The 23,024-nt window shown below is 42.3% G+C and carries 21 protein-coding genes; 8 read left to right on the forward strand and 13 right to left on the reverse strand.

What is annotated here, in order from left to right:
- Nucleotides 1–20 precede the first annotated feature (20 nt).
- The 3 genes from JMW85_RS01490 to JMW85_RS01500 all read right to left on the reverse strand — a co-directional run bounded on the left by JMW85_RS01490 (nucleotide 21) and on the right by JMW85_RS01500 (nucleotide 3,493).
- A complete protein-coding gene (locus JMW85_RS01490; RefSeq protein ID WP_201580733.1) occupies nucleotides 21–416 on the reverse strand; it encodes a hypothetical protein in 396 nt (131 codons plus the stop codon).
- Between the two features lie 464 nt (nucleotides 417–880).
- Nucleotides 881–1,720: a hypothetical protein gene (locus JMW85_RS01495; protein WP_201580734.1), complete on the reverse strand. Its 840-nt coding sequence runs from the start codon at nucleotides 1,718–1,720 to the stop codon at nucleotides 881–883.
- Nucleotides 1,721–2,194: 474 nt separating this feature from the next.
- A complete protein-coding gene (locus tag JMW85_RS01500; protein WP_201580735.1) occupies nucleotides 2,195–3,493 on the reverse strand; it encodes a saccharopine dehydrogenase family protein in 1,299 nt (432 codons plus the stop codon).
- 572 nt (nucleotides 3,494–4,065) lie between these two features.
- Between JMW85_RS01500 and JMW85_RS01505 the strand changes: the two genes are divergently transcribed.
- Nucleotides 4,066–4,221: a DUF1328 domain-containing protein gene (locus tag JMW85_RS01505; RefSeq protein ID WP_021814049.1), complete on the forward strand. Its 156-nt coding sequence runs from the start codon at nucleotides 4,066–4,068 to the stop codon at nucleotides 4,219–4,221.
- 117 nt (nucleotides 4,222–4,338) lie between these two features.
- Here the strand turns inward: JMW85_RS01505 and JMW85_RS01510 are convergent, their stop codons facing one another.
- The 4 genes from JMW85_RS01510 to JMW85_RS01525 form a co-directional block, all read right to left on the reverse strand.
- Nucleotides 4,339–4,632, reverse strand: coding sequence for a 4a-hydroxytetrahydrobiopterin dehydratase (locus JMW85_RS01510; protein ID WP_055123632.1), 294 nt, complete (start codon nucleotides 4,630–4,632; stop codon nucleotides 4,339–4,341).
- Nucleotides 4,633–5,007: 375 nt separating this feature from the next.
- Complete coding sequence (locus JMW85_RS01515) at nucleotides 5,008–5,262, reverse strand: GNAT family N-acetyltransferase (RefSeq protein ID WP_201580736.1); 255 nt, start codon at nucleotides 5,260–5,262, stop codon at nucleotides 5,008–5,010.
- 261 nt (nucleotides 5,263–5,523) lie between these two features.
- Entirely contained in the window at nucleotides 5,524–6,873 is a 1,350-nt protein-coding gene (locus tag JMW85_RS01520; RefSeq protein WP_201580737.1) for a fatty acid desaturase family protein, read from the reverse strand.
- Nucleotides 6,874–7,023: 150 nt separating this feature from the next.
- Nucleotides 7,024–8,247, reverse strand: a complete 1,224-nt coding sequence (locus JMW85_RS01525; RefSeq protein WP_201580738.1) for a flavin reductase family protein — start codon at nucleotides 8,245–8,247, stop codon at nucleotides 7,024–7,026.
- A gap of 437 nt (nucleotides 8,248–8,684) precedes the next feature.
- Here JMW85_RS01525 and ettA point away from each other — a divergent pair, with 437 nt between their 5' ends.
- Nucleotides 8,685–10,346 (forward strand): energy-dependent translational throttle protein EttA, encoded by a 1,662-nt coding sequence (gene ettA, locus JMW85_RS01530; RefSeq protein ID WP_045443195.1) that lies wholly within the window; start codon nucleotides 8,685–8,687, stop codon nucleotides 10,344–10,346.
- A 161-nt stretch (nucleotides 10,347–10,507) separates the two neighbouring features.
- On the opposite strand, the gene plsB is transcribed toward ettA, so the two are convergent.
- Entirely contained in the window at nucleotides 10,508–13,306 is a 2,799-nt protein-coding gene (gene plsB, locus JMW85_RS01535; RefSeq protein ID WP_201580739.1) for a glycerol-3-phosphate 1-O-acyltransferase PlsB, read from the reverse strand.
- Between the two features lie 258 nt (nucleotides 13,307–13,564).
- Here plsB and ybaK point away from each other — a divergent pair, with 258 nt between their 5' ends.
- Together ybaK and JMW85_RS01545 are read left to right on the forward strand one after the other, a co-directional pair.
- Nucleotides 13,565–14,053: a Cys-tRNA(Pro) deacylase gene (gene ybaK / locus JMW85_RS01540; protein ID WP_201580740.1), complete on the forward strand. Its 489-nt coding sequence runs from the start codon at nucleotides 13,565–13,567 to the stop codon at nucleotides 14,051–14,053.
- Between the two features lie 107 nt (nucleotides 14,054–14,160).
- Nucleotides 14,161–14,535 (forward strand): 5-carboxymethyl-2-hydroxymuconate Delta-isomerase, encoded by a 375-nt coding sequence (locus JMW85_RS01545; RefSeq protein ID WP_201580741.1) that lies wholly within the window; start codon nucleotides 14,161–14,163, stop codon nucleotides 14,533–14,535.
- 37 nt (nucleotides 14,536–14,572) lie between these two features.
- On the opposite strand, the gene JMW85_RS01550 is transcribed toward JMW85_RS01545, so the two are convergent.
- Together JMW85_RS01550 and JMW85_RS01555 are read right to left on the reverse strand one after the other, a co-directional pair.
- Nucleotides 14,573–15,055: a hypothetical protein gene (locus JMW85_RS01550; RefSeq protein WP_201580742.1), complete on the reverse strand. Its 483-nt coding sequence runs from the start codon at nucleotides 15,053–15,055 to the stop codon at nucleotides 14,573–14,575.
- Between the two features lie 191 nt (nucleotides 15,056–15,246).
- The gene (locus tag JMW85_RS01555; RefSeq protein WP_201580743.1) at nucleotides 15,247–17,067 is read right to left on the reverse strand and encodes an acyl-CoA dehydrogenase C-terminal domain-containing protein; all 1,821 of its coding nucleotides are present in this window, start codon (nucleotides 17,065–17,067) and stop codon (nucleotides 15,247–15,249) included.
- 398 nt (nucleotides 17,068–17,465) lie between these two features.
- Between JMW85_RS01555 and JMW85_RS01560 the strand changes: the two genes are divergently transcribed.
- On the forward strand, nucleotides 17,466–18,593 hold the full coding sequence (locus tag JMW85_RS01560; protein ID WP_201580744.1) for an FUSC family protein: 1,128 nt from the start codon (nucleotides 17,466–17,468) through the stop codon (nucleotides 18,591–18,593).
- Between the two features lie 94 nt (nucleotides 18,594–18,687).
- Here the strand turns inward: JMW85_RS01560 and aroE are convergent, their stop codons facing one another.
- On the reverse strand, nucleotides 18,688–19,548 hold the full coding sequence (gene aroE / locus JMW85_RS01565) for a shikimate dehydrogenase (RefSeq protein WP_201580745.1): 861 nt from the start codon (nucleotides 19,546–19,548) through the stop codon (nucleotides 18,688–18,690).
- A gap of 444 nt (nucleotides 19,549–19,992) precedes the next feature.
- Between aroE and JMW85_RS01570 the strand changes: the two genes are divergently transcribed.
- Both JMW85_RS01570 and JMW85_RS01575 read left to right on the forward strand, forming a co-directional pair.
- A complete protein-coding gene (locus tag JMW85_RS01570; protein WP_193008477.1) occupies nucleotides 19,993–20,661 on the forward strand; it encodes a hypothetical protein in 669 nt (222 codons plus the stop codon).
- 15 nt (nucleotides 20,662–20,676) lie between these two features.
- Complete coding sequence (locus tag JMW85_RS01575) at nucleotides 20,677–21,624, forward strand: aminotransferase class IV (RefSeq protein ID WP_201580746.1); 948 nt, start codon at nucleotides 20,677–20,679, stop codon at nucleotides 21,622–21,624.
- A gap of 5 nt (nucleotides 21,625–21,629) precedes the next feature.
- On the opposite strand, the gene JMW85_RS01580 is transcribed toward JMW85_RS01575, so the two are convergent.
- Both JMW85_RS01580 and JMW85_RS01585 read right to left on the reverse strand, forming a co-directional pair.
- A complete protein-coding gene (locus JMW85_RS01580) occupies nucleotides 21,630–22,460 on the reverse strand; it encodes a DNA-methyltransferase (RefSeq protein WP_201580747.1) in 831 nt (276 codons plus the stop codon).
- 2 nt (nucleotides 22,461–22,462) lie between these two features.
- Nucleotides 22,463–22,711, reverse strand: a complete 249-nt coding sequence (locus JMW85_RS01585) for a hypothetical protein (RefSeq protein ID WP_201580748.1) — start codon at nucleotides 22,709–22,711, stop codon at nucleotides 22,463–22,465.
- A 92-nt stretch (nucleotides 22,712–22,803) separates the two neighbouring features.
- Between JMW85_RS01585 and JMW85_RS01590 the strand changes: the two genes are divergently transcribed.
- A complete protein-coding gene (locus JMW85_RS01590) occupies nucleotides 22,804–23,016 on the forward strand; it encodes a helix-turn-helix domain-containing protein (RefSeq protein ID WP_201560759.1) in 213 nt (70 codons plus the stop codon).
- Nucleotides 23,017–23,024: the final 8 nt, after the last annotated feature.

A 23,024-nucleotide genomic window follows, 5' to 3' on the forward strand; every position in this document is an offset into this window, starting at 1 on the left:
ATCGTACTTTATTTCGTATTTTATAATTCTTCTGTGGCTTCTTCAGCTTCTTGTAATTCTTCTTGTGTGTCTAACGAGTCTTCTTCTTGCAGCGCTTCTTCAGAATCTTGAATCAACTCTTGCTCGGCATCCATTGCTTCTTGCTCAGCTTGAAGCTCAGTAGTCATCGGCTGTTGATTAGCACTGTTGTTAACGCTTGCTCTTGAGATAATCTGTGTCTCACTAATCTGAAATGGGCTAGACTGATTGTCTGTTGAAGCATTATTTGTATTGTCACCTTCCATCTCAAGTGTGGTGGCGGTAGCCGCTGCTTGCACATCTACTGCCGCAGTATCAGCAGGTGCTGCCATAGCCAAACTTGGGATAGTGAGCGCAGCGCCGATCAGTAGCGATAAAGATAGAGTATTTTTTTTCATTAATCAATTCCTTAATTTACAATCTTATAATGTCAGTTTAAAAAATTTCAAACTTGACGCTTATGTTGCTAATTGCTGTATACAGCAGTTGCATATCACACATTCATTTAGTAATTCAAATCTATATATTTAATATATCTAACATTTAATTGGTAGACAAAATAAAATCATGATAACCATTAAGAGACTATCATGATGGATTAAAGAGCTTTATAAGCTGACCTAAATCAGTGATAAAAATCTAAAGGGGAGAATACCAATTAAACAAGCGTTAGTTCAGTAGTCCATAGATTAAAATTCTAACAGACGGATGTTAGCAGGTGACTTTGTGCAACTATTGTATGGTTATTGTCAGATAGGAAAGTAGCATTATTTTCTACTTTCCCATCTCTAATTTTCCTATCTCTAATTCTTATAACAATGATGTCTCAACGAATCTTGTTCGTTTATATTTCATTAGAGTCTTATTCAATAACAATATACTTGCCAGTGTTTGAATCAACGACGCGTTGTTGAGTGCTGCTACTAGGAACACGAATGACTGGGAAGGTTTGATTGATTTCAGTATTGTCGATGACATCCGCATCTGCTTCTTCACCAACGATTACAGTACGGTTAGCCTCGTCTTCGATAGCAATGGCTGTACCTGACGCTGTGTTTACTCGCTTGATTTGATCTTTCGGTACGATGATGACTTCTTTGACACTATATTTAGTAGGGCGGATAACACGTGTGGTTTCAACGATGACAGGCTCTACACGGCGATCTTCGATAATCGCGAGTTGTGCTTCTGGTGCTGTAGCTTCTTTTGTTTCGCTCGTAATAGGCGTTGGAAACTTGGCACCGAAGTGGTTATCGCACTGCTGCATGCTTAAACGTACTGGATTGCCAGCCTTGTCCATATAGACGTTGACAGGCATATCAGCGGCGATAGGGACGTATTTCCCAACCAATGCACCCGAAACACCATAGCGACCATTTGACTGCCCAACTCCTAAATCACAAGCACCTGCTGAGTAATCACTGGCTGTTAAGTTGTTTGCATTGACCACTGTTTGAGGAATCATTACTTCAGACAAGCGCATTTTTTTGACAGTCGCTTCACCTGCTTGGCGCTTTGGGTTTTGATAAGTATAAGGGGTATAAAATTTGGCCGAACCGTCTTTGACAGCGGTGACACATTCATCATAACTGTCATAGCCAACATTGCCGTGGCTATCGGTAGTCATAGTGGCGTTAGCAGAGCTTGCAAACATAGCAAGACTGGATGTCATCACAGCAGCGGTTAATATATTCATTTTCATTGTTATGTCCCTTTAATTAGATTGAGGTTTATTGATTTATTCCAAATTTATGATAAATAAGTAAAACTTAATTTTTATTAATATGATTTTTATTGCACTAGAAAATTACTCTGACGCGTTTAAAGCCTAAATGAAATGTTAATGAGCCAATTATTCGTTTTGAAGCTGCTATGCAATATTGGATAAAAAAATATGAGATAAAAAATTGCCTAACTTCTTTTATCCTACGTCATTCACTGCAATATGGCTGTGACATTACTCTAGAAATGTGTAGCTTAATGTATTAAAAAGGCAAGAAATTCCAATATCGTTTACCAAAGAATCACGTTATTATTATTTATTAACAATCGCTCAAAATATTTAAATCTGAATAATGAGAAAAAATAGGCAATAAAAAACCGTATCTCGTTGCTAAGATACGGTCATTAATTAGATATTAAGAAGTAGATTGCTTCGATTTATAAATGGGTAATCTTACGAATCGACAACTTCAAAACTAAGACCTGCATGCTCTTCTAAGCGCGCTAGTAGATGATTACCCATGGCAGAGGCTGACGTCCAAAAACCACCACCAATTTCTTCTTTGCTGATATCTTGTGCTAAGCATAACGCTGCTTGCGCTAGCATACGCGAGGTACTGCCGTAACCTGGATCTTTGTCACCCGTTACTTTCGTATTGATGGTGTCTTTATTAGCCGTTTCTCCAAAGAGGCGAATGTCAAAGTAGCCGTTTGCTTGCTCTTCTGCAGACGGACCAGAACCTGACTTGGGTAGCACGTGTTTAGCTAATAATTCACGGCTCGGTTTGACCATCATAGCAGTGGCAAATCCAAACAAGCCGGCGCTCATTGCATAGCTTGATAATTGACCTTTTACACCATCTTGCATCCACATTGCTTCGTCATATTTAAAGTCACGACCATATTCATAGTTAAGCAATTGATTGGTGCGATGAACTATACGGGTATTGATGCTAGCCATGACAAAAGGCGCAAGCCAGCGTTTGTGCTCACTATCGTATTCTGGCTTACTGACATTAGCTTGGCGCACGTTTGGCGCATCTTTGTCATCATTGAGCAGATAAGGATTTGCTACCTGCTTACGACGTGACTTGTCCTTTCCAACTTCTTCAAAAATAGTCGCCATCGAGGCAATGGTGCCACCTGATAGACCGCCTTTCGCCGCTTTGACACGCATATGAATCACATCACAAGCGCGACCAAATTTCTCTTCTGCTTGGGTTTGAGTAAAGTAGACGCCCAAATCCGATGGAATCGAATCAAAGCCACACGAGTTGACAATACGAGCGCCGCTTTGCTTTGCCGCGTCCTGATACTTGTCCATCATATCTTTGATAAAGATAGCTTCACCAGTGAGGTCGACATAATCTGTCCCATGAGTGGTACAAGATTTGATCAGCGGCTCACCGTATTTGAGATAAGGACCGACGGTTGAAATGATGACTTGGGTTTGTTTGGTCATCTCATCAAGGCTGTCCGCATCGTCACTATTAGCAAGAATAATATCGACAGTGCTGCCAAGTTTAGATTGCAATTCGTTCAGTTTTGCTTCATCACGCCCAGCAATCGCCCACGTGACATCGGCGCCATCTTTGTCTTTAGTATTAGATAAAAACTCTGTTAAATAGTGTGCTGTAATTTGACCAACAAAGCTAGTCGCACCATATAAGATGACCGCGTAAGGACGCTTTCCATCGCTGCGCTGTTGTGTATTGTTTGAGGTATCCGTATTGGTATTGGTATTGGTATCCATATTTATTATCCTTAATAGCTATTTTGATGAGTCGTGTGACGTTTAAAATTTGTTGCCATTTAACAGTCAGAGTTTGAGGTCTGATTTTTTGATAGCAATCAGGTTAACTATATATATAAAAGTCATGAGTCATGGGTCAGACTTATATCTGCCTGAAAAAGATATATTAAAGTATTTTTGACCAGTAAAAATGACTTGTAAGTTACTGTTTATAGCAGATTATATGATGAAAATGTTGATGGCTAAGTGATAACTAACCATCTGTACACATAACTCCCATAAAGGGATAAAAAAAAAAGGTTCGATGTTAAGATTTTTACAAAGGTTACATAACCTACCGATATCATTACCAAAATGAACGTTTTCTAAAGATAAATATTGCTAATCTATGGTCGTAAGCAGTATTAATGGTTAAAAAATTAATAAATATCAAAAAAACAAAAAGTAAAGAAAAAGGAGTTTTAGAGAGAGCAAGGCAGTCATTAATAATAGTAATTATTTCTTATTAATAATTGTCCATTGCATCAATCTAAATATCTGGTTTTCTAATAATAATTTTTAAGGAGAAGGTTATGTTTCGCTGGGCTATTATTTTTGCCGTGATCGCATTGTTAGCAAGTTTATTGGGTTTTGGCGGTGTTGCAGGATTGTCTGCTAATTTGGCATATATTTTCTTAGCAGTCGCTGTCATTTTATTTATTGTGGCATTTGTAAGCCGCAAGATGTAATTAATAACTGTAGATTGTTAAATAAAAAAAGTCCTCAATTGAGGACTTTTTTTTGGTATTTAAGAATGTATTTACTAATAAAGGATTTTTATAAACATTATAAAAACAAACACAGCACTATAAACGTTTCGGCTGGACTATGTGTTCCATCCGTTTCGCCAGACGAATATCATGGCTGGTAATACCGCCGGTATCGCCAGTAGTCAAGCGCACCTCTACCACGTTATACGTGTTGCGCCATTCGGGATGATGCTCGAGCGCTTCGGCATGGAACGCTGCTTGATTCATAAAGCTTATGGCTTCGATGAAATCGCTAAAGTGATATGTTTTTACGATAGCATTGCCCTCGCGCTGCCAACCGGGCAATTCTTCCAGCTGCAAATTTACTTGCTTATCAGATAAACTACTCATATTAATCACCTTTATTATTATGTTGGTTTGGTTTATTAAAAACTATATCAGGCACTACATTGTATCTGTCAAAGCTATTTTATGAAATATCAATCCTCTTTTTCAGTTGTATCATTGAGGCTATTACATCACTGTAAAGACCTTTTGTTCTATCGGCACTATAGGTCAGAAAACCCGCCTATATTTGCTATCTTGCCATATATTCGAAGATAAACATACGAGGGCAGATAGCAAATAAATAGGAGGGTAGTAGCGTATTAACGTTCCATTTTTATTGGCCAAGCTGAACCATAGTAAATGCTTAAAACATTTCTAAAAAAATTATGACGCTTATTAGCATACTACATTTTCTATGGCTCATCGCTGAAGAGTGGACTATAGCAAGTCTTGGTAATCAGGATGTTTGCTGATATATGACGAGACAAATGAGCACTGTGGTACCACTTTTTTATTTTGTTCACGAGCATAGTTGAGGGCATGCTTAACCAATGCTGAGCCAATGCCGCGCCCGCCTAACTCCTGAGGTACGATAGTGTGATCATAAACTAATTTATCGTCACGCTCTTGATAGCTAATATAGCCAGTATGACCATCAATAGAGGTCTCAAAGCTTTTTACCCTGTTCATCATGGGTGATGGTTAGGTTTCGTTCAGGGTTTTGATTTTTCATGGATATTCTCCGTTATTATTGATTATTATCATTAAATATTATGGTTTTTTTTAGTATGGATCAAGCGTATTTTTAAATTGAGAGAGTTTGAATGACCAAATAGATTATTCACTAAAGTATGAGTCCTTTCGATTCACATTTATAGTTCTTTAGCGTAAGAGTCGATAGAGTAAATGTTAAGACTAAAGGGGTCTACCAGTGATCTCCATATGAGCTGCATATTAAGCATAAAATAAGGCTTGGCGCATGACAGGGGGAAGATATTTACCCAATCCACGTATAGCGGGCAGCTCTTTTTGTCTTTCTGCTACGGCATGATTTGTTTCAAGGATTGACGTAGTTTGTGAGTGTAAATAAGACTGCCATTCTTCAGCACTTGGCTTGCTAAAGTGGCGGATACGTCCCAGCATTTGCCGGAATTGTGTACCAAAGCGCCCAGTATTATAGGGTAGATTGTACTTGCGACATATCACCTGTAATTGTGGTGCGATACGAGCATAGTGACAGGCTGGCATATCAGGGAAAATATGGTGCTCGATTTGATGCGATAAATTACCCGTCAAAATATGAAACAGCTTATTTCCTTGAATGTTGCTGGAGCCAAGAATTTGACGCACATACCAGTCGCCTTTAGTCTCATCGGCATCGAGATGGGTATAGATATGGGCTTGTTCGGTAAAGTGTCCACAGAATATCACCGCCCATGTCCATAGATTACGAGTGATATTGGCAGTAACATTACCGCTCAGTGTGGTCATAGCACTACTTCGACCTAATGTCAGCCCTGCTAACGTGGGTAGTACAATATGATCTTTGCCCACTTGCCGGGCGATTTTGGCAAATAATGCGCGAGATTTCTGTTGCATGGTTTGGTGTCGATCAGGGGAGTCCGCGTATTCGTCGACACTGATTTGAATATCATGAAAGGCGACCGCCCACTCAAAACCTAAAGCCAATATCGCTGTTTTAGACATATTATGGCGATCGCTTGGCGTCCAAGGTTGCTCATCAGTCACGCGAATTAAGTGATAGCCAACATCATGGTCACGACCAACGATATTGGTAAAAGTATGATGCAAGTAATTATGAGAGTGTTGCCACAATGGGGCAGGACAGACAATGTCCCAATCAAACTTTTGGCTATTGAGATACGGGTGCTGCATCCAGTCATACTGACCATGCATAACATTGTGCCCAAGCTCCATATTATTTAGAATTTTGCTGAGACTCAGTAGTGAGGTGCCCAATAACCAAGTCGCGACTATTTTACGTTTTGACTGCATGCATCCAGCCGCTGCTAGTAAGCCACGCGCTGTCATTTCACTATAGACTACTGCGGCATACACTCGTTTAATGTATCGTGCGTCATCATTACCTAACGAATCCATCACGCTTCGGTAAAGCACATTTAATTCATGAGCGAGGGCATCAGATTGCGCCTTCGGTAAGGGCGCTCCTGTCAACGTTGGGTAGCGAGTCAACTGCTTTGCTTTCTGCTGTTTTGCATCAGTTAGTGTGGTCAAAACTGGTACAGCAGATTGTGCCGTAGTGACGGGTGGTAGCAAGCGCATAGATAATCCTTAACCGAAATGGTACGGAGAGTCGGTACTGGGTTCGGTTCAATAAGTTGTTTAAGTTTTTTACCGTAGGCTATAAGGTAACAGCAGGCTGTGTTTCTATCTTATAAGCCGTTATGAGCATTTATTTTTATCACCGTGTTGCTAAATATCCAGCACCACATCAGTCATGGCAATGTTGATGCAAGTTTGAATAGATTCATAACCATCACTGCTCATTTTTCCTGTGTGAATATTTTTGACCATACCGCTGACTTTATTGCAGCGACACAACTGGCAGATACCTTGTCTACAACCATGTGCTAAGCGAATTCCTGCGTCCTCTGCGGCATTCAATAATGTCGTGCTACTGTCAAACTGCCGTTGCCTCGCCCGTAAATAAACAGTGTGTTGTACCGCGTGTTTTTTTCTATCGAGCGCTTGTTTGTTATCAAAATCGAAATCAGGCAACGCATGACCAAAGTTTTCTACAATGATATTATCGCGCAGGTTTTTATTGTGCGGTAAGGTTACCTTCGCCGCTGCTTTATATAAGCCAGTCAACAGAGCCTGTGACCCGCATGCAAATATTTGCGTATCTGCCAGCGGTAGGTTTAATACCAACAAACTGTCTACGCTCAAGTGTCGCTTGCCAGCCAAATAAGTATCAGATTTCTCGGTATTGACCAGATGATAGGCGAAAGCTAGATACGCTGTGCTCAGTTGTTGCCATTGGTTTTTGAACGCGAGCATTTCAGTGCGACTGTAATATAGCAACGTCACCTGATGTCCGTTGTCCAGTGCTTGCGTGATGAGTCCTAACATGGGCGTAATACCGCTGCCACCCGCGATAAATAGTAAAGAATCAGGTTTTTCGGCAGCTGATGTTGTCTGTACCTTTATAGATGATTGTGCCAAAGTGAAAGAGCCACTGGGGACACTACTGTTGATGACACTACCAAGTGCCATATGTTTGGTTAAATAATTCGAAACTAAGCCTTGTGGCTTAATAGCAATGGTAATCGCAAGATAAGGTGGTTGCTTTTTGCTATCGCCACTATTAATACTGTTGCCAGTAGTAACGTCGTGCCACCAGAGCGGTTGATGCGCCAAACCTAATAATGAATAGCTGCGCTGATGATACACACCTTCAATAAGAACGCTTAAGTTAAGGTGTTGCCCACCCTGCCAACCACGTTGCGAACCCACTAATTGCCGTCGAAAAGCATGATTGATCTCAAATCTGAGCGCTATTAAGTCATCGCTAAGGGTATACCGCGCAACAAGGCGCAGCTTTGGGACAGTGAAAGACCAAAACGGCTGTAAGTGTGATCCAATAAAATCGATAAATGCATGTTGAATCATTTCAGGGCGATAGCCGTTGGTCATATTGTCAGTACCTTTATTAATACTATTAAAATGATTGACAGCATAAATAGTGTGTTCACCTGTGCGCCAATTTAGCGGATATCACTTAGGTCAGGTTGATTGAATTTGTTAAGATATCCTAACATGCTAACGGCTATTGATTAAATTTGCGAAAGTTTTGATGCTATTTTTTGTGGTCTTTATAAAACAGTTATAAGTCAGAATGTTAAGCGAAACGGTTAGATAGTAGGTTTCGTTACCGCTTTTAGCTAGAAAGCTGAGCACTCTGTGACAAAAGCCGTAAAACAATCGTTAAAACAATCTGTTGGCTTGCAGGGTATGCGCCACAATGCGATAATGGCTTATAATTTGTAACCCTGATTTTGAGGTGCAGCACGCTTGGCATCATTGCTAAGTATGATTTGCTCGCCTCTTTTATGCAGTCTATCGGAGTGTTAATGGCTCAATATATTTACACGATGAACAACGTGTCAAAACTTGTTCCGCCTAAGCGTGAAATCTTAAAGAACATAAACCTATCGTTCTTCCCAGGTGCCAAAATCGGTGTCCTAGGTATTAACGGTTCAGGTAAATCAACCTTGCTACGCATTATGGCGGGCGTGGATACTGAATTTAGTGGTGAAGCGCGCGCGCAGACAGGTACCAAGATCGGTTATCTGCCGCAGGAACCACAGCTTGATGACAGCAAAGACGTGCGTGGTAACGTCGAAGACGGTATGCGTGAAGCCTTAGATGCGCTCGCACGTTTAGATGCCATTTACGCAGAATATGCAGAGCCTGATGCTGACTTTGATAAGCTTGCTGAAGAACAAGGCAAGATGGAAGACATCATTCAAGCGTGGGATGCCCATAACTTAAATACCCAGCTCGAAAAAGCGGCTGATGCCCTACGTCTGCCACCTTGGGATGCGGATGTTAGTAAGCTGTCTGGTGGTGAAAAACGCCGTGTGGCACTATGTCGTTTGCTATTGTCACGCCCTGACATGCTGTTACTTGACGAACCAACCAACCATTTGGACGCTGAGTCCGTAGCATGGTTAGAGCAGTTCTTGCAGAACTACAGCGGTACAATCGTTGCCATTACCCATGATAGATATTTCCTAGACAACGTCGCTCAGTGGATTTTGGAGCTAGATCGTGGCCATGGTTATCCGTATGAAGGCAACTATACTGAGTGGCTCGAGCAAAAGAACACGCGTTTAGAGCAGCAGAACAAGCAAGAAGAGTCATTTGCTAAAGCATTGAAAAAAGAGCTGGATTGGATTCGTAAAAACCAGAAAGGCCAACAAGCCAAGTCTAAATCTCGTGTACAGCGCTTTGAAGAGTTGAACTCAACAGAGTTCCAGCAGCGCAATGAGACAGCTGAAATTTATATTCCGCCCGGTCCACGTCTAGGTAATAAAGTCATTGAAGTGAATAACATCTCCAAATCATTTGGTGATCGTCTGCTTTATGAAAACCTAAGCTTTAACGTGCCAGCTGGTGCGATCGTTGGTATCATCGGACCAAACGGTGCGGGTAAAACCACGCTATTTAATATGATTACCGAACGTGATACGCCAGATACGGGTTCAGTCGATTTGGGAGAAAGTGTCAAAGTCGCTTATGTTGGTCAGGTACGTGACAACTTAGATGACAGCAAAACCGTTTGGGAAGAAGTGTCTGACGGTCTTGATATTATTACGGTTGGCGATTACACCACGCCAAGTCGTGCTTATATCGGTCGCTTTAACTTTAAAGGCTCAGATCAGCAAAAGCACGTCGGTCAATTGTCTGGCGGTGAGCGTAACCGCTTACAGCTAGCGAAGACATTGAAGCAGGGCGCAAACGTACTGCTACTCGATGAACCTTCAAACGATTTGGACATTGAAACCTTACGTGCGCTAGAAGATGCGATTCAGGTCTTCCCAGGTACGGTCATGGTCGTCTCGCATGATCGCTGGTTCCTTGACCGTATCGCGACTCATATCTTAGCGTTCGAAGATGAAGGCCCAGTTTGGTTCGATGGTAACTATTCTGAGTTTGAAACGTATCGCAAAAAGACGATGGGTGATGCTGCCACTCCTAAGCGTATGAAATATAAAAAGATTTCGACTTAGGACTGTTGTTTAAAAGGTAGTTACTTAAAAGATAGTTGTTAAAAAAACAGCTACTTAGAAATTTCAAATTTGAAGATAAAAAAAGACCTCTAATCAATTAGAGGTCTTTTTTTGCTCGATATATTCAGTTTAGCTCATTAAATATTATAGCTGGTTGCAGATTAACGCTTACGCCCAAATTTACGCTGCTTTTTATTACTAATCTCAGTAATCGCATGGGTAATTTCTTCTTCATCTAAGCTGGCGACTTGCTGCAAAATCTGCATCATGTCAGGCGTTAGCACGTACTTAGCATGACTAGCAATATCATTGATACGATGATCAAAGGTCAATACGCCAGTTTCATCATCTTTTTGCAAGTAATCAAGACGAGTCAAGGCACTGATGAAGCTGGTGAATAAGGCGCGGTCAAAGAAATCAGGAATATCATCTGCATATAGTACAGATAAGCGCTGACCCAGCAGATGACACAGATCAACGACTTCGCTTTCGGTCAGATTACCTGAGCCTTGCTGGGCGAGTAGGGCAAGCGTCATAAAGTAACGCTCAAGGCTCTGTCCGACAGGCGTCGCTAGCACTTGCAGCTGCTGATAGCATTTGCTGTTTGACTCAGGGACGCTGAGTACGCCATCGCTCAATTCGACAATTAGACCATGCGAGAGTAGGCTGTCGATTTTTTTGTTCAAGGTATCAGCCAAGCCATGTGCTGGGTAATATAAGAACAGCTCGCTTTGTAAAAATGGATAGAGTTGCTTAGCAATATTGTCCAAACGACTGCGTTCGATACGGCCGTTACGCGCCACTAAGGCGGCTAAAAAAGACAGTAGAATAAAGACATGAAGGATATTATTACGGAAATAACTGAGTAATGCCGCTTGCTTGCCGGCAATTTGAATGATGTCGCCTAAGATATGCGGCGTACGTTCAATGAGCTTTAGTTTGATACCATAATCAATGATTTGCTGCGGACTCATATCTGTAATGACGGTATCATCTGAGTAGGACAACTGCTGAGCAAGACCTTGATAAAGGGCAATTTGCTCACGACAGATTTCTTCATCTAAAGCCGCTTTAGGCGCTGATAATAATACCAATGATAATAACGAAACGGGCGTCACAACCGCCGCCTTATTGATGTGCTGCATGATTTTGACGCCGATGTTATCGACCATCGCGCTGGCTTTATCATCGAGCGGGGTATCGGTGCGATCCGTCGGCAAGCTATTGGCTGGCACATCGAATTTTGTCATAAAGTCGCTAAGATGCAGTGGTGTGCCAAAGCTTAGATGTACATTACCAAAGATACGCTCAATTTTACGACCAACTTTGAGTAAGCCTAGTAAAGATTCAGATTCTTTTGGCTTGCCTTTTAGCTCACCAACATAGGTGCCACCTTCCATAATACGCTCATAACCGATATAAGTCGGAATGAAAACCACTGGCTTCTCAGAATGACGTAATTGACTGTGCACTGTCATTGCTAGCATGCCCATCTTCGGTGGTAATAAACGTCCTGAACGCGAGCGACCACCCTCGATAAAGTATTCAATCGGTGTGTTACGCGTAATAAGGGTGTGCATATATTCGCGGAGGACGGCAGTATAAAGTGCATTGCCACGAAAGCTACGACGTATATAAAAGGCAACCGCGCCGCGTAATAACGGCCCTAATACGGGTACATCTAGGTTGTCACCAGCAGCGACATAAGGAATGCTTAGACCACGCTTGTAGATGACATAAGATAGCAATAGATAATCGACATGGCTACGATGACAAGGCACATAAACCAGCTCATAGTCAGTTGCAAGCTCACGTACGCGCTCGAAATGATGGACTTCTACGCCATCATAGAGTTGCGTCCATAACCACGTTAAAAACTTATAAAAACCGCGCACGATGGAATGTGAATAGTCATTGACCATCTCATTGGCGTAACCTTTAGCCAAGACACGGGCTTCACGTACACTGATACCAGATTCTACTGCTTCTGCCTCTATCGCATGTTTGATAGCTGGTGAATACACTAGCTTATCTACCAAATTACGCCTGTCTGATAAATCAGGACCGAGCATACTGGCACGCTGCTTGTCTAAATAAACCGTAAGCCGCTGCTGTAGCATACGGACCAGTTCACGATTGCTGTCAGCGGTCGCTACCAAAGCATAATTTGGTGCTTCGTCGGCATCGCCCACGCTACTGGTGATGTCTAAATGGCTGTCTTTTGCAGAGCTTTCTTTTACATTGCCTTCTTTTATAAAGTTCTCTTTTGAATCAGTAGCTAGCGAATCAAAAATAGAAAACCCTTCTTCATCACCTTTAAGGCTATCATTGATAAGGGTACGTAGATCTTGAGGTGGATGGAACTGTACAAAGGTGTCACGTCCCATTACTCCGATATTAAAGAGCTGCTTGGTGATGCTAGGGTCTTGCCAGTTGTCAGCGGTCAGCAGCTTAAACAGTGAATCCTCTTTTTCTGGAGCGCGTCCCCATAAAATAGAGACGGGCACCAAACGTACTTTTAGCTCTGGATGTTGCAAAACAGCAGACACCAAACGTGACAGGCGCGGCGATAGCTGACTGTCTTTGGCGCTTGGATGGTTCAAAAATATGATGGCTGCGTTTTCTTTGGTATTATGGGCGGCATCATGTACCCCAACCAATGCTGGTGGTAAATTGTGCTCTTGCGTCTGCAGGTCAATCAAAATACTGTTGGAGCGCGAATAATCTTGCAACACATAAAATCTTAGCGTTTGATCGTCTGTATCGAACTCAGGTAATTCACCCAATAGCTTAGGTTTAACAGCGACATCGAGTAGCTGCCCCGATAGCTTGCGATAAATTTGATTAATCGGCGCATTGGAATAAGGCTTGGGGGCGATTGGATTGACGTCAGTATTAGAGGCGCTGTCGGTTGTGACTGGCGCTTTAAAAATCCGTTTTTTTAAGAACTTCGGTATCATAATCAGTATCAAAAATAGTCAAATATGTTGCGCTTATGATGCCATAAAAGCCATCAAAGCGATATATAGTGTCTGTATATACTGCTAATATTAATACGGTCTGGTTACTATATAGTGAGTTAAGCCGCTCTTAATAAGCTCAAATAATTGAAAGTTAATGTATTTAGCGCAATAATAGTTCGGCGACAACCAAGAGTCACTATAGAGTAATTATGTTTAAATCTACCCATTAATATCATTGATATAAGCTGAAATATTATGACACCAGCGATTAATCTTGCCAAACAACGCGCTCTGAACTATCAATTACACGACTATGTCCATGACAGTAATGCCGCCTCTTTTGGCTTAGAGGCGGCAGAAAAGCTAGGCGTGGATGTGTCACAAGTGTTTAAAACCTTGGTGGTATCGACAGAGACTGGTACGCTTGCCGTTGCTATCTTACCCGTGGATAAAACGTTAAACTTTAAAAAAATGGCTAAGGCGCTATCTTCGAATAAATTGCTGACCTGCAAAAAAGTGCAAATGGCGGATCCTAAGCAGGTAGAGCGTAGTACGGGCTATGTGCTAGGCGGTGTCAGCCCATTGGGACAAAAAAAGCGCTTGCCGACTATCATAGACAGCTCGGCTGCAGAGCAGACAACGATGTATGTCAGCGGTGGTCGCCGTGGTTTAGAAATTGAGCTGCCACCAGCACAATTAGCTGAGACCCTTGCTGCTTGCTTTAGTACTATTATTGATGACTAAAAAGTTACTGATGACTAAAAATCGTTGCCGCTGATGGGCTGTTCAATCAAGCCTGAAACGATGGCTAATATTTTACTCCCTCACTCATATTTTATAAGGACATATTCATGCCACATCTAACCATTCAAATGACGCCCAATGTCAGTATTGCTCATGAAGAATCATTGCTTAAAGCGTTAAATAAAGCATTATGGGACAGTGGGCACTTTGGCACGCCGACTGATATTAAAGCACGGATCGTACCTATTGAGACATTTTTGGTAGGCGTTGAAGATGATGAGCAGGCGTATGGCTTTATTTATGCGCATCTAAAACTAATGACTGGTCGTGACATGGTTATTCGTAATCAGCTAGCAGGGCTGCTGGTGACGGCGATAGAGCAGGAGATAGTCGCAGAGCAATCAGGGCGAGCAGCCTTACAGATATGTGTGGAAGTTGAAGAAATTAGCGCGGTGTATCATAAAAAAATGCTGGGTAGCTAAAATGCTGATATCGTCCGAAACGACGATTCATCAATGGTTATAAGTACTCACATAGCGATTTACTGGCATACGTGGGTAATATCATTACCTCAACCTTATAACCAGCCGTTTTGCCTTCAGTCGCCATCAAATTGCGGGCAATACGTAAGCGATATTCTCCGGTTGCAGGTAGGCAGCCTTGATACACGATACCGCCTTTGCTGCCATCTTGCGTACCGTTTGGCATATGTAATACGCCGACATTGGCTGTCTCAGGCGTACCAGTAAGTGGCGAAATATTAATAATGGCATATTGCCAGCTGGTGGCATCAAAGCGATACCAGCGCTCATCTTCATTGGGGCTTAATTTGCCAGTGACCGTACTACTGATCGCGCCTTTGGCAAATTTAATAGGAATGTCAGGATTTTTAGCCAGCTCCGTAGCACTAGTTGCGCTAAAACTGATCAGTGCCGTACTGAGCAGTAGCACTCGTATAAATGATGAAGCTAAGGAAGTTTTTTGATGATCAGTGGATAACATGATTGGCTCCTAAAATGGCCATTTATCTATAATGAGTTACTCGTTGTCTCTCATCTATGATTTATATTTATTATCGATAGGCTTTAATGAGAACGTCTGTACTTTTAGTTAAGCATAAAAAAGCGCCTACATGCTAGGCGCTTTTCTTATTAATTACTGCTTAATTGTGATGCTATCTTAGTCTAAAAAACTTAGTCTAGAAAAGCAAAGTTCTCAATCTTCATTGCTGTCATGCTGTCACTTGGTGCAACCATGGCTTCGGCATGCCCCGAGGTACGTGGCAGCAGCTTATCAAAGTAGAATTCAGCCGTTTGGATCTTAGCTTTGTAGAATTCTGGGGATTCAGTGCCGCCGTTTTCTAGCTTGTCATAAGCGACTGCTGCCATACGCGCCCAATGATAACCCATCATGACATAACCTGAGTACATCAAGAAGTCATCTGATGCAGCTGAGATGATTTCACGATCTTTACGTGCCATTAGCATCAAGCGGACAGTCAATGTATTCCACTCAGCACATAGCTTGGTGAGCGCCCAAACAAATTTACGCATGTCTTTATCAAGCGCATACTCGCCACACCATTTCATGATGCTTGAGGTGTAATCGCGGATGATTTTGCCTTTAGACTGCAAGATCACTTTACGACCGAGTAAATCCAATGCTTGAATACCAGTTGTACCTTCGTACATGGTGGCGATACGAGCATCACGAGCGATTAGCTCCATGCCCCATTCTTTGATATAGCCATGACCGCCATAGACTTGCTGACCGTGTTTGGCCGCTTCAATGCCTAGCTCAGTTAAGAAGCCTTTTAGGATTGGTGTGTAGAAACCCAATTTGTCATCCCATTTTTCAAACTCTTCATCATCGCCATTGATGATACCCTGTGCCATTTTATCGGCATAGCGCGCAGAATGATAAATCATCGAACGACCGCCTTCGGCAAAGGCTTTTTGGGTCAATAGCATACGACGTACGTCAGCATGGTTGATGATGGCATCAGCAACTTTTTCAGGCTCTTTCGTGCCTGATAAGGTGCGCATAGAACGGCGATCTTTTGCATACGGCAGCGCGTTTTGGAATGACAATTCAGTATGCGCCAAACCTTGGATACCAGTACCAATACGGGCAGTATTCATAAAGGTGAACATAGCTTTTAGACCTTTGTTCGGCTCACCAATTAAGTAACCAACGGCATCATCAAAGTTTAGGACACAAGTAGCCGATGAGCTAATGCCCATTTTGTGTTCGATCGATCCACAAGTCACGCCATTACGCTCGCCAATTTCACCTTCAGTAGTTGGCAAGAATTTCGGTACGATAAATAATGAGATACCGCGTGTGCCTTCTGGTGCATTTGGCAAACGTGCTAAAACAATATGAACGATGTTTTCCGTTAAATCATGCTCACCACTTGAGATGAAAATCTTAGTACCGCTAAGCTTATAAGAGCCGTCATCTTGTGGAATGGCTTTAGACTTAACTTGACCCAAATCCGTACCACATTGTGGCTCAGTCAAGCACATGGTACCAGCCCAAGAGCCTTCGACCAATTTATGCAAGTAGGTTTCTTTTTGCTTATCGGTACCATATTGCATAATTGTATTGATACAGCCGGTTGATAGACCAGGATACATTGCCCATGGCCAGTTCGCCGTACCGATCATTTCAGCTTTAATTAAGTTCAATGAGGTCGGTAAGTTCATACCGCCGTACTCTTCAGGGTAAGAAATACCTTGCCAGCCGCCTTCTACAAATTGATCATAAGCTTCTTTAAAGCCTTTAGGGGTTGTGACAACCCCATTCTCAAAATGACAACCTTCAGCATCTGCTGGCTGGTATAAAGGAGCTAAGACATTTTCAGCAAAATCTGCCATCCCTTGAAGAATCATATCAACGGTTTCAGGATCGGCATTTTCGCCATTGTCCAAATCTTTATAATGAGTTTGAAAGTCGAAAACATCATTTATTAAAAACTTGATATCACGTAAAGGTGCTTTGTAAGTTAACATAGTCGCTCTCTTTAGTTATTCGCTATCATAAATGGCTAGCTCGGTATTTGAGCCACGTTTCATGTAAAAGGGTGTTTAATTATTTGGGGTAAGAATAGACGATATCACGGCTCGTCATTCAGATTTATCAAAAACAGCTCATCCATTTTGATTGCCGTTAAGGCATCCTTGATAAAAAACAGCTGTCGCGGCGTTACTGTCAGTATAAATCTTCTATAGCGACAAATATATAACTAATAACTAATATTCATAATTAATATTTTAAATCAAAACATTAATTTATGGGTTGATGGGTTCGGTTTTTATTAGTGTCTGTGGTTAAGTACCTATTTATGATAGATGTAACCGTATCAGAAAAACATTTTTTAACTGCATTTACGATATAAGGAAAGCCAATTATGAGCGCATCCAAGCGTGAGGCAACGCGAGCATCTTGGCTGACAGCGTTATTTGCTCGCATAAAGGCTTTAATTGATGGGGAGCTGGCGCATTTGCTGACAGTGAACCGTAGTAAGAGACCGTGGCATATGCCGATTATCGCGGCGATTGCGATCAGTTTCCCTGTGTTTGTGGGCGCTTATTTTGATGCTTTATCGTCAGGTATCAAAGCGTCTTTGGGGGCGATGGTTATTTTGAATATACCGTTAGTGGGCAAGCTGCCGTATCGATTGGTGACGGTGATGGCTTGGGGTTTTGCCATGTCGCTGTGCTTTGCGCTCGGTCTAATTGCTCAGCAAATCCCGCTATTAAAACTGCCGATATTTACGCTCATGGCGTTTGGTATTGTGATTTTTGGACGTTATTATCGTCAGCCACCGCCAGCGGGACTGTTTGTGATGATGGCAGGCGCTATTGCGCTATTTATACCGCTGCCTTTGGAAGACATCTTACGTGCAACTGGACTGGTGATGCTTGGCAGTAGCTTTGCTTTAGTGATGGCATTGCTGTATTCGTTATTTTTACTGGCGACGCGCCCAGCGACGCCGACGCCTATTTATAGCTACGAGCCAGATACCATTACTGAAAGTGTGATTGTCGCCAGTTTTGTCAGTTTAGCCTTGCTCATCGCCGTCACTTTACAGCTGTCTAATCCCTATTGGGCAGCAGTTAGCTGCTTTTTAATTATCCAAGGTATTCATTTGCGTACCATGTGGATTAAGCAAATACATCGTTTACTCGGTACAGTATTGGGTGTGGTTTTGGCGAGTTGGATGTTGTCTTGGGGATTATCAATATGGGGTGTCGCACTGGCGATACTGACGATGATGCTTTGTATCGAGACGTTAGTGGATCGACATTATGGCTTGGCAGTCATATTTATCACGCCGCTGACGATATTTATTGCAGAATACGGCAGTGGTCTACCGCTTTCTGAGTCCGCCTATCAAGAAGTGATTCGCACGCGCCTTTTTGATACTGTGATTGGCTGCTTGGTGGGTCTGAGCGGCGGAGTAGTAATGCATTCGACCAACTTACGCATACCGCTACGGCGTATCGAAAACTGGCTACTGGCGCGCTTTGGCTAATTGATGAGTGTCAAACCACCAGTACGTTTGAAATAAAGTATTAAAAAAGTCGCATGAGCTGAGTTCATGCGACTTTTTTTATGTCAATTTTCGATTAACGACTGTGTAGCGTTTCGGTCGCTTGCGCAACATCGATCGTATGACCTGTCCAACGCTCAAAGCTTAGCGCTGCTTGTCCGATGAGCATGCCATAACCATCAGAAATCTGTGCGCCACGCGCAGAAAAATGCTGCAAAAACGGCAGCGTGCGTCCGTACATCATGTCATAAGCATAGTCACCGTTTAGCGTGTCGCTTAGTGGTAGCGTATCTGCTGATAAACCAATAGAAGTCGCATTGATGATAATATCAAACTGTCCATTTAAATCCGCCGTGCGACAAGTTTCAATCTGCTGCTCATGAATAGCCGTGCTTGCCGCGCTAAGCTCAGTGACTAACGCTGTTGCCTTGCTCAGCGTACGATTGGCAATCGTAAGATGTGCGATACCAGCTTCAATCAATGGTAATATCACCCCACGTGCTGCGCCGCCTGCACCAATGAGTGCCACGCGAGCCTCTTTTAGTGGCCAACCCAAACTTACGATGTGATTGACCAGTCCTTGTCCATCGGTATTATCGCCATACAATGCCTCGGTGATCGGCACGCCACTTTTTACCAGCGCTTTATTTAGTAGTATTGTATTGACTGCGCCTGCAACTTTGGCATGTTCCGATAAACCACCGCGCGCCGCGCAGCAGTCATAAGCGATTTGTTTAAAAGGTACAGTCACGTTGGCTCCAACGCCGCCGCCCTGAAAAAACGCCTCAAGCACCGCGGTAAAACTGGCTGCATCATCGGGGCAATATTGGCGTTGATAGCTAATCTCAATACCCGTCTGCGCTGCAAATAACGTATGAATTTCAGGGGATTTGCTGTGGGCAATGGGATTGCCGATAACGATAAAATTCTGGGTCATAATAGGTCTGCTTGCGATAAGAGGCAAAAATTAATCAGTAGAAGGGTATTGATATACAATCATCATAAGGGATAACGCGATATTTGACAAATCGGTGGTCTAACGAGTAAACACTTGAATAGGTAGGTTTTTTGACAGGGTAGGTCTTTAACAAATCTGTACTGTCTGGGAGCGTTATCCGTAACGTAAAGGGTGGTCAAGTGTTAAGCAGTTGGGTAAACTAGAGAGCATGAAAATTTTATATTGATATTTTGGCAGTTGCATAACTATCAGTAACTGAACTGTCAAAAATCAAGCCATAAGAAACTGACATGACAAACTGAGTCATAAAATACCAAGTATAAGAACCCTTGTTTATAAAACATAATGTCCATTATCAGCGGCCTATCTGCCTGCTCGTTAATACTATTTTGAGAATCATCTAAAAGTGTGAGTAAATTGCCCATGTGGAATAATAGCCTACAGACCCTCTTGGTCGGTACGATAATGGCAGTCGGCGTGTCGCTCAGTGGTTGTGATAGCAGTAAAGACGACGCCCAAAACCAAGATGCCGATATGAGCGAGCAAACCGTCGCTGACGATGCGCTAGTACAGGACAATGCTACGCCGAACGCCGATTTAGACGGCGCTACTGCTCAGCAAGGTACACAAGTGAAATATGACGTTGCAGGATGGGGCACTAAAAATGTAGCGTCACTGAATGTCGATAATTTAGATGAGATCAAAGCGACTTTTGGCAAGGTCATGAGCACTGATGAGAACAGCCTCGACTATGCCAGTAATCCAGCCGCAAAATATCGCTTTATGGATACCGATGCGCCGTATTTGGATCTGATTGATTCTGAAAAGTATCTCGAACTGGGCTGGTACTTTGCCAATCCTACTGACTCTGATAAAGAAAAAGAGATAAGTCAAAACCATGCCGAAAAAGCGCATAAGCTTGCCCGCCAACTGATGGGTGATGAGGGCGGACAACTGATTTCTGATATGCTTAATGGTCAAATTATCAAAAATAAAGTCATCGGTGGACAAAAAATAGAATTGGCAAAATGTGAGTTTTATAGTTGTATGCTGGTCATCAATAAATCTGCTGCCCAAACAGATAAGAAGTAAGCTGTGCTCGCTATCATGCCGCTCAATAATTGGCTATGCATACATCCATCAAGTGCTACGACGGATATCTCAGACACAGTATCGCTAGACAATCGTGGGTTGGCATATGGCGATGGGTTTTTTACCACGATGGGGGTCATCGATGGGCAAATACTGTGGTTGGCTCATCATCAGCAGCGCCTTGTTTCCCATGCTGAAGCTTTACAACTTGAATTAGACAGTCATTCTGTCATGGCTTTATTGCAGACGCATGCCGAGCAACTACAACAAGGCATGCTGAAACTGATGGTGACTCGCGCCGTGCAAAATGTCCGTGGTTATGGCTATGTGCCAACCATATCTGGTAGTGCTTGTGAGATTTGGCTAAAATCCTCTGCGATGACCGTCACTACGACCGAGCAATTACGCTTACCTGATGGGTGCTCAATCCCGATGCAGCCTATCAGTTCTGCCATTTGCCTATCTTCGCAGCTTGCTTGCTTACCGCCACCATTAGCAGGACTCAAAAGCCTCAATCGCCTCGACAATGTGCTGGCAAGTGGTGAGTTACAAGGCATCAAAGCCCAAGTATCGGAAGACAATATTAAACCAAGCATCAGTGAGGGGCTGCTACGAGATATGAGTGGTCGTTGGGTTGAAGGTACGATGAGCAATGTCTTTTATCAATTATCAGAGCAGCAATCTTCGAAATCCGCAAGCCATTTGGACATCAATAAAAATGATCCGAATTATTTAGACCAAGGTCAATGGTATACACCATCCATGGCGAAATCTGGCGTCGCTGGCGTGATGCGGCAAGTGCTTATCGATGCGTTATCGACTAGCAAACATCCCGTCATTATCAGATCATTAAAAGATGAGGATTTGCCACAGTTAAGCCAGCTATTCTTTTGCAATGCGCTGCGTGGTGTCATGCCAATGAGTAGCCTGACGTTATTATCGGGTGAGGTGGTGTGTTTTTGAGTGGTTTAATTACTATCTTCTTTATTCAGTAAACGATAAAAATGTTGTCTAAAAAGCTCTTTCCTGCCGTCGCTTTGAAGATCTTCATAGCGAGCTTGGCTAAGTTTTAAGTATTCAGTTTCTTGTTCAATACCTATAAAACGCCTTCCTAGTACATTGCCTGCAACACCTGTTGTGGAAGAACCTGCAAAAGGATCAAGAATTAAGGCGTCTTTTTTAGTAGATGCTAATATAATCTGTGCTAATAACGCCAATGGCTTTTGTGTTGGGTGTTTACCACAAGATTTCTCCCACTTGGCAATAGCTGGCAAGCGCCAAACATCCTTCATTTGCTTGTCGTTATTTAATCGTTTCATCAAATCGTAATCGAAATAGTGCGGTACTTTAGGGTATTTCCTTGCCCAAATGATAAACTCTGTCGAATGAGTAAAAAACCGACAAGAAAAGTTGGGCGGTGGATTAGTCTTCTCCCATGTAATAACATTGAGTATTTTGAAACCTAACTCAGGTAGTATACGACCTAAAGTGAAAATATTATGGTGTGTGCCACTGACCCATAAAGTTGCATTATCTGCCATTTTGTCACGGACAGTAGATAACCATTGATAGGTGAAATTATAAGCGTCATCGTCGCTAATTAATTTGTCCCACTGACCTTTATTGACGGACTGGATTTTACCATTTTTTACTGTCAATCCATCGTTGGACAAGAAATAAGGTGGGTCAGCAAAGACCATGTCTACATTATTATCTAAAAGAGGCATAACCTTTAAACAGTCACCTTTGAATAAATTAAAATCCAAATTGTTACTTTGAAAAAATGAATGACTTTCCATGTCTATTCCAGCATGTCGGCTAAGAAGTAAAGAAGCTCGGGTAAATTAAACTCTCCCTCTGCAAAACCATACTGCCCACAATCATCAGGAATAACAACCGTTTGTTTGGAAAATCTTTCATCTTTGCTGATGGTGCGAAGCATACTTACTAATTCATCTCTCACTATTAAAGAGTCTTGTGAGTCTAAATATTCATTAGATATTGATGATTTAGTACCGATATTAATAGTGAGGTTTTCAATATTTATCATAGTAAGCCTCCTTGTCTTCAAAATCTAAGAATATTAAAAAAGACACTTATTGTGTGTTTTTTAATATTAACCAATTATTGAGAATAAAGCAAATGGAAACAACAATTTTAGTCAAATTTGGCAAAAGAATTCGTGAGTTGCGTAAAGGGAGTGATTTAAGTCAAAAGCAGTTAGGTGAGTTAACAGGCTTTCATAAGAATTACGTGGGCATGGTAGAGAGAGGCGAGCGCAACCCATCGCTAGAAAATATTGAAGTGTTTGCTAATACGTTTGAGATGAGCTTGTCAGAATTGTTTACATTTTAAGGTGATAA

The sequence above is a fragment of the Psychrobacter glacincola genome, from assembly GCF_904846075.1.
GTDB lineage: Bacteria > Pseudomonadota > Gammaproteobacteria > Pseudomonadales > Moraxellaceae > Psychrobacter > Psychrobacter glacincola_C.

What these genes read in the sequence shown, in the direction of transcription:
- plsB (WP_201580739.1), bottom strand. Translation starts at nt 13,306, where the DNA reads ATGATACCGAAGTTCTTAAAAAAACGGATTTTTAAAGCGCCAGTCACA.
- JMW85_RS01525 (WP_201580738.1), bottom strand. Translation starts at nt 8,247, where the DNA reads ATGACCAACGGCTATCGCCCTGAAATGATTCAACATGCATTTATCGAT.
- JMW85_RS01515 (WP_201580736.1), bottom strand. Translation starts at nt 5,262, where the DNA reads ATGATGAACAGGGTAAAAAGCTTTGAGACCTCTATTGATGGTCATACT.
- JMW85_RS01520 (WP_201580737.1), bottom strand. Translation starts at nt 6,873, where the DNA reads ATGCGCTTGCTACCACCCGTCACTACGGCACAATCTGCTGTACCAGTT.
- JMW85_RS01580 (WP_201580747.1), bottom strand. Translation starts at nt 22,460, where the DNA reads ATGGAAAGTCATTCATTTTTTCAAAGTAACAATTTGGATTTTAATTTA.
- JMW85_RS01545 (WP_201580741.1), top strand. Translation starts at nt 14,161, where the DNA reads ATGCCACATCTAACCATTCAAATGACGCCCAATGTCAGTATTGCTCAT.
- JMW85_RS01555 (WP_201580743.1), bottom strand. Translation starts at nt 17,067, where the DNA reads ATGTTAACTTACAAAGCACCTTTACGTGATATCAAGTTTTTAATAAAT.
- aroE (WP_201580745.1), bottom strand. Translation starts at nt 19,548, where the DNA reads ATGACCCAGAATTTTATCGTTATCGGCAATCCCATTGCCCACAGCAAA.
- JMW85_RS01570 (WP_193008477.1), top strand. Translation starts at nt 19,993, where the DNA reads ATGTGGAATAATAGCCTACAGACCCTCTTGGTCGGTACGATAATGGCA.
- ybaK (WP_201580740.1), top strand. Translation starts at nt 13,565, where the DNA reads ATGACACCAGCGATTAATCTTGCCAAACAACGCGCTCTGAACTATCAA.
- JMW85_RS01575 (WP_201580746.1), top strand. Translation starts at nt 20,677, where the DNA reads ATGCCGCTCAATAATTGGCTATGCATACATCCATCAAGTGCTACGACG.
- JMW85_RS01500 (WP_201580735.1), bottom strand. Translation starts at nt 3,493, where the DNA reads ATGGATACCAATACCAATACCAATACGGATACCTCAAACAATACACAA.
- JMW85_RS01590 (WP_201560759.1), top strand. Translation starts at nt 22,804, where the DNA reads ATGGAAACAACAATTTTAGTCAAATTTGGCAAAAGAATTCGTGAGTTG.
- JMW85_RS01510 (WP_055123632.1), bottom strand. Translation starts at nt 4,632, where the DNA reads ATGAGTAGTTTATCTGATAAGCAAGTAAATTTGCAGCTGGAAGAATTG.
- JMW85_RS01505 (WP_021814049.1), top strand. Translation starts at nt 4,066, where the DNA reads ATGTTTCGCTGGGCTATTATTTTTGCCGTGATCGCATTGTTAGCAAGT.
- JMW85_RS01550 (WP_201580742.1), bottom strand. Translation starts at nt 15,055, where the DNA reads ATGTTATCCACTGATCATCAAAAAACTTCCTTAGCTTCATCATTTATA.
- JMW85_RS01490 (WP_201580733.1), bottom strand. Translation starts at nt 416, where the DNA reads ATGAAAAAAAATACTCTATCTTTATCGCTACTGATCGGCGCTGCGCTC.
- JMW85_RS01585 (WP_201580748.1), bottom strand. Translation starts at nt 22,711, where the DNA reads ATGATAAATATTGAAAACCTCACTATTAATATCGGTACTAAATCATCA.
- ettA (WP_045443195.1), top strand. Translation starts at nt 8,685, where the DNA reads ATGGCTCAATATATTTACACGATGAACAACGTGTCAAAACTTGTTCCG.
- JMW85_RS01560 (WP_201580744.1), top strand. Translation starts at nt 17,466, where the DNA reads ATGAGCGCATCCAAGCGTGAGGCAACGCGAGCATCTTGGCTGACAGCG.
- JMW85_RS01495 (WP_201580734.1), bottom strand. Translation starts at nt 1,720, where the DNA reads ATGAAAATGAATATATTAACCGCTGCTGTGATGACATCCAGTCTTGCT.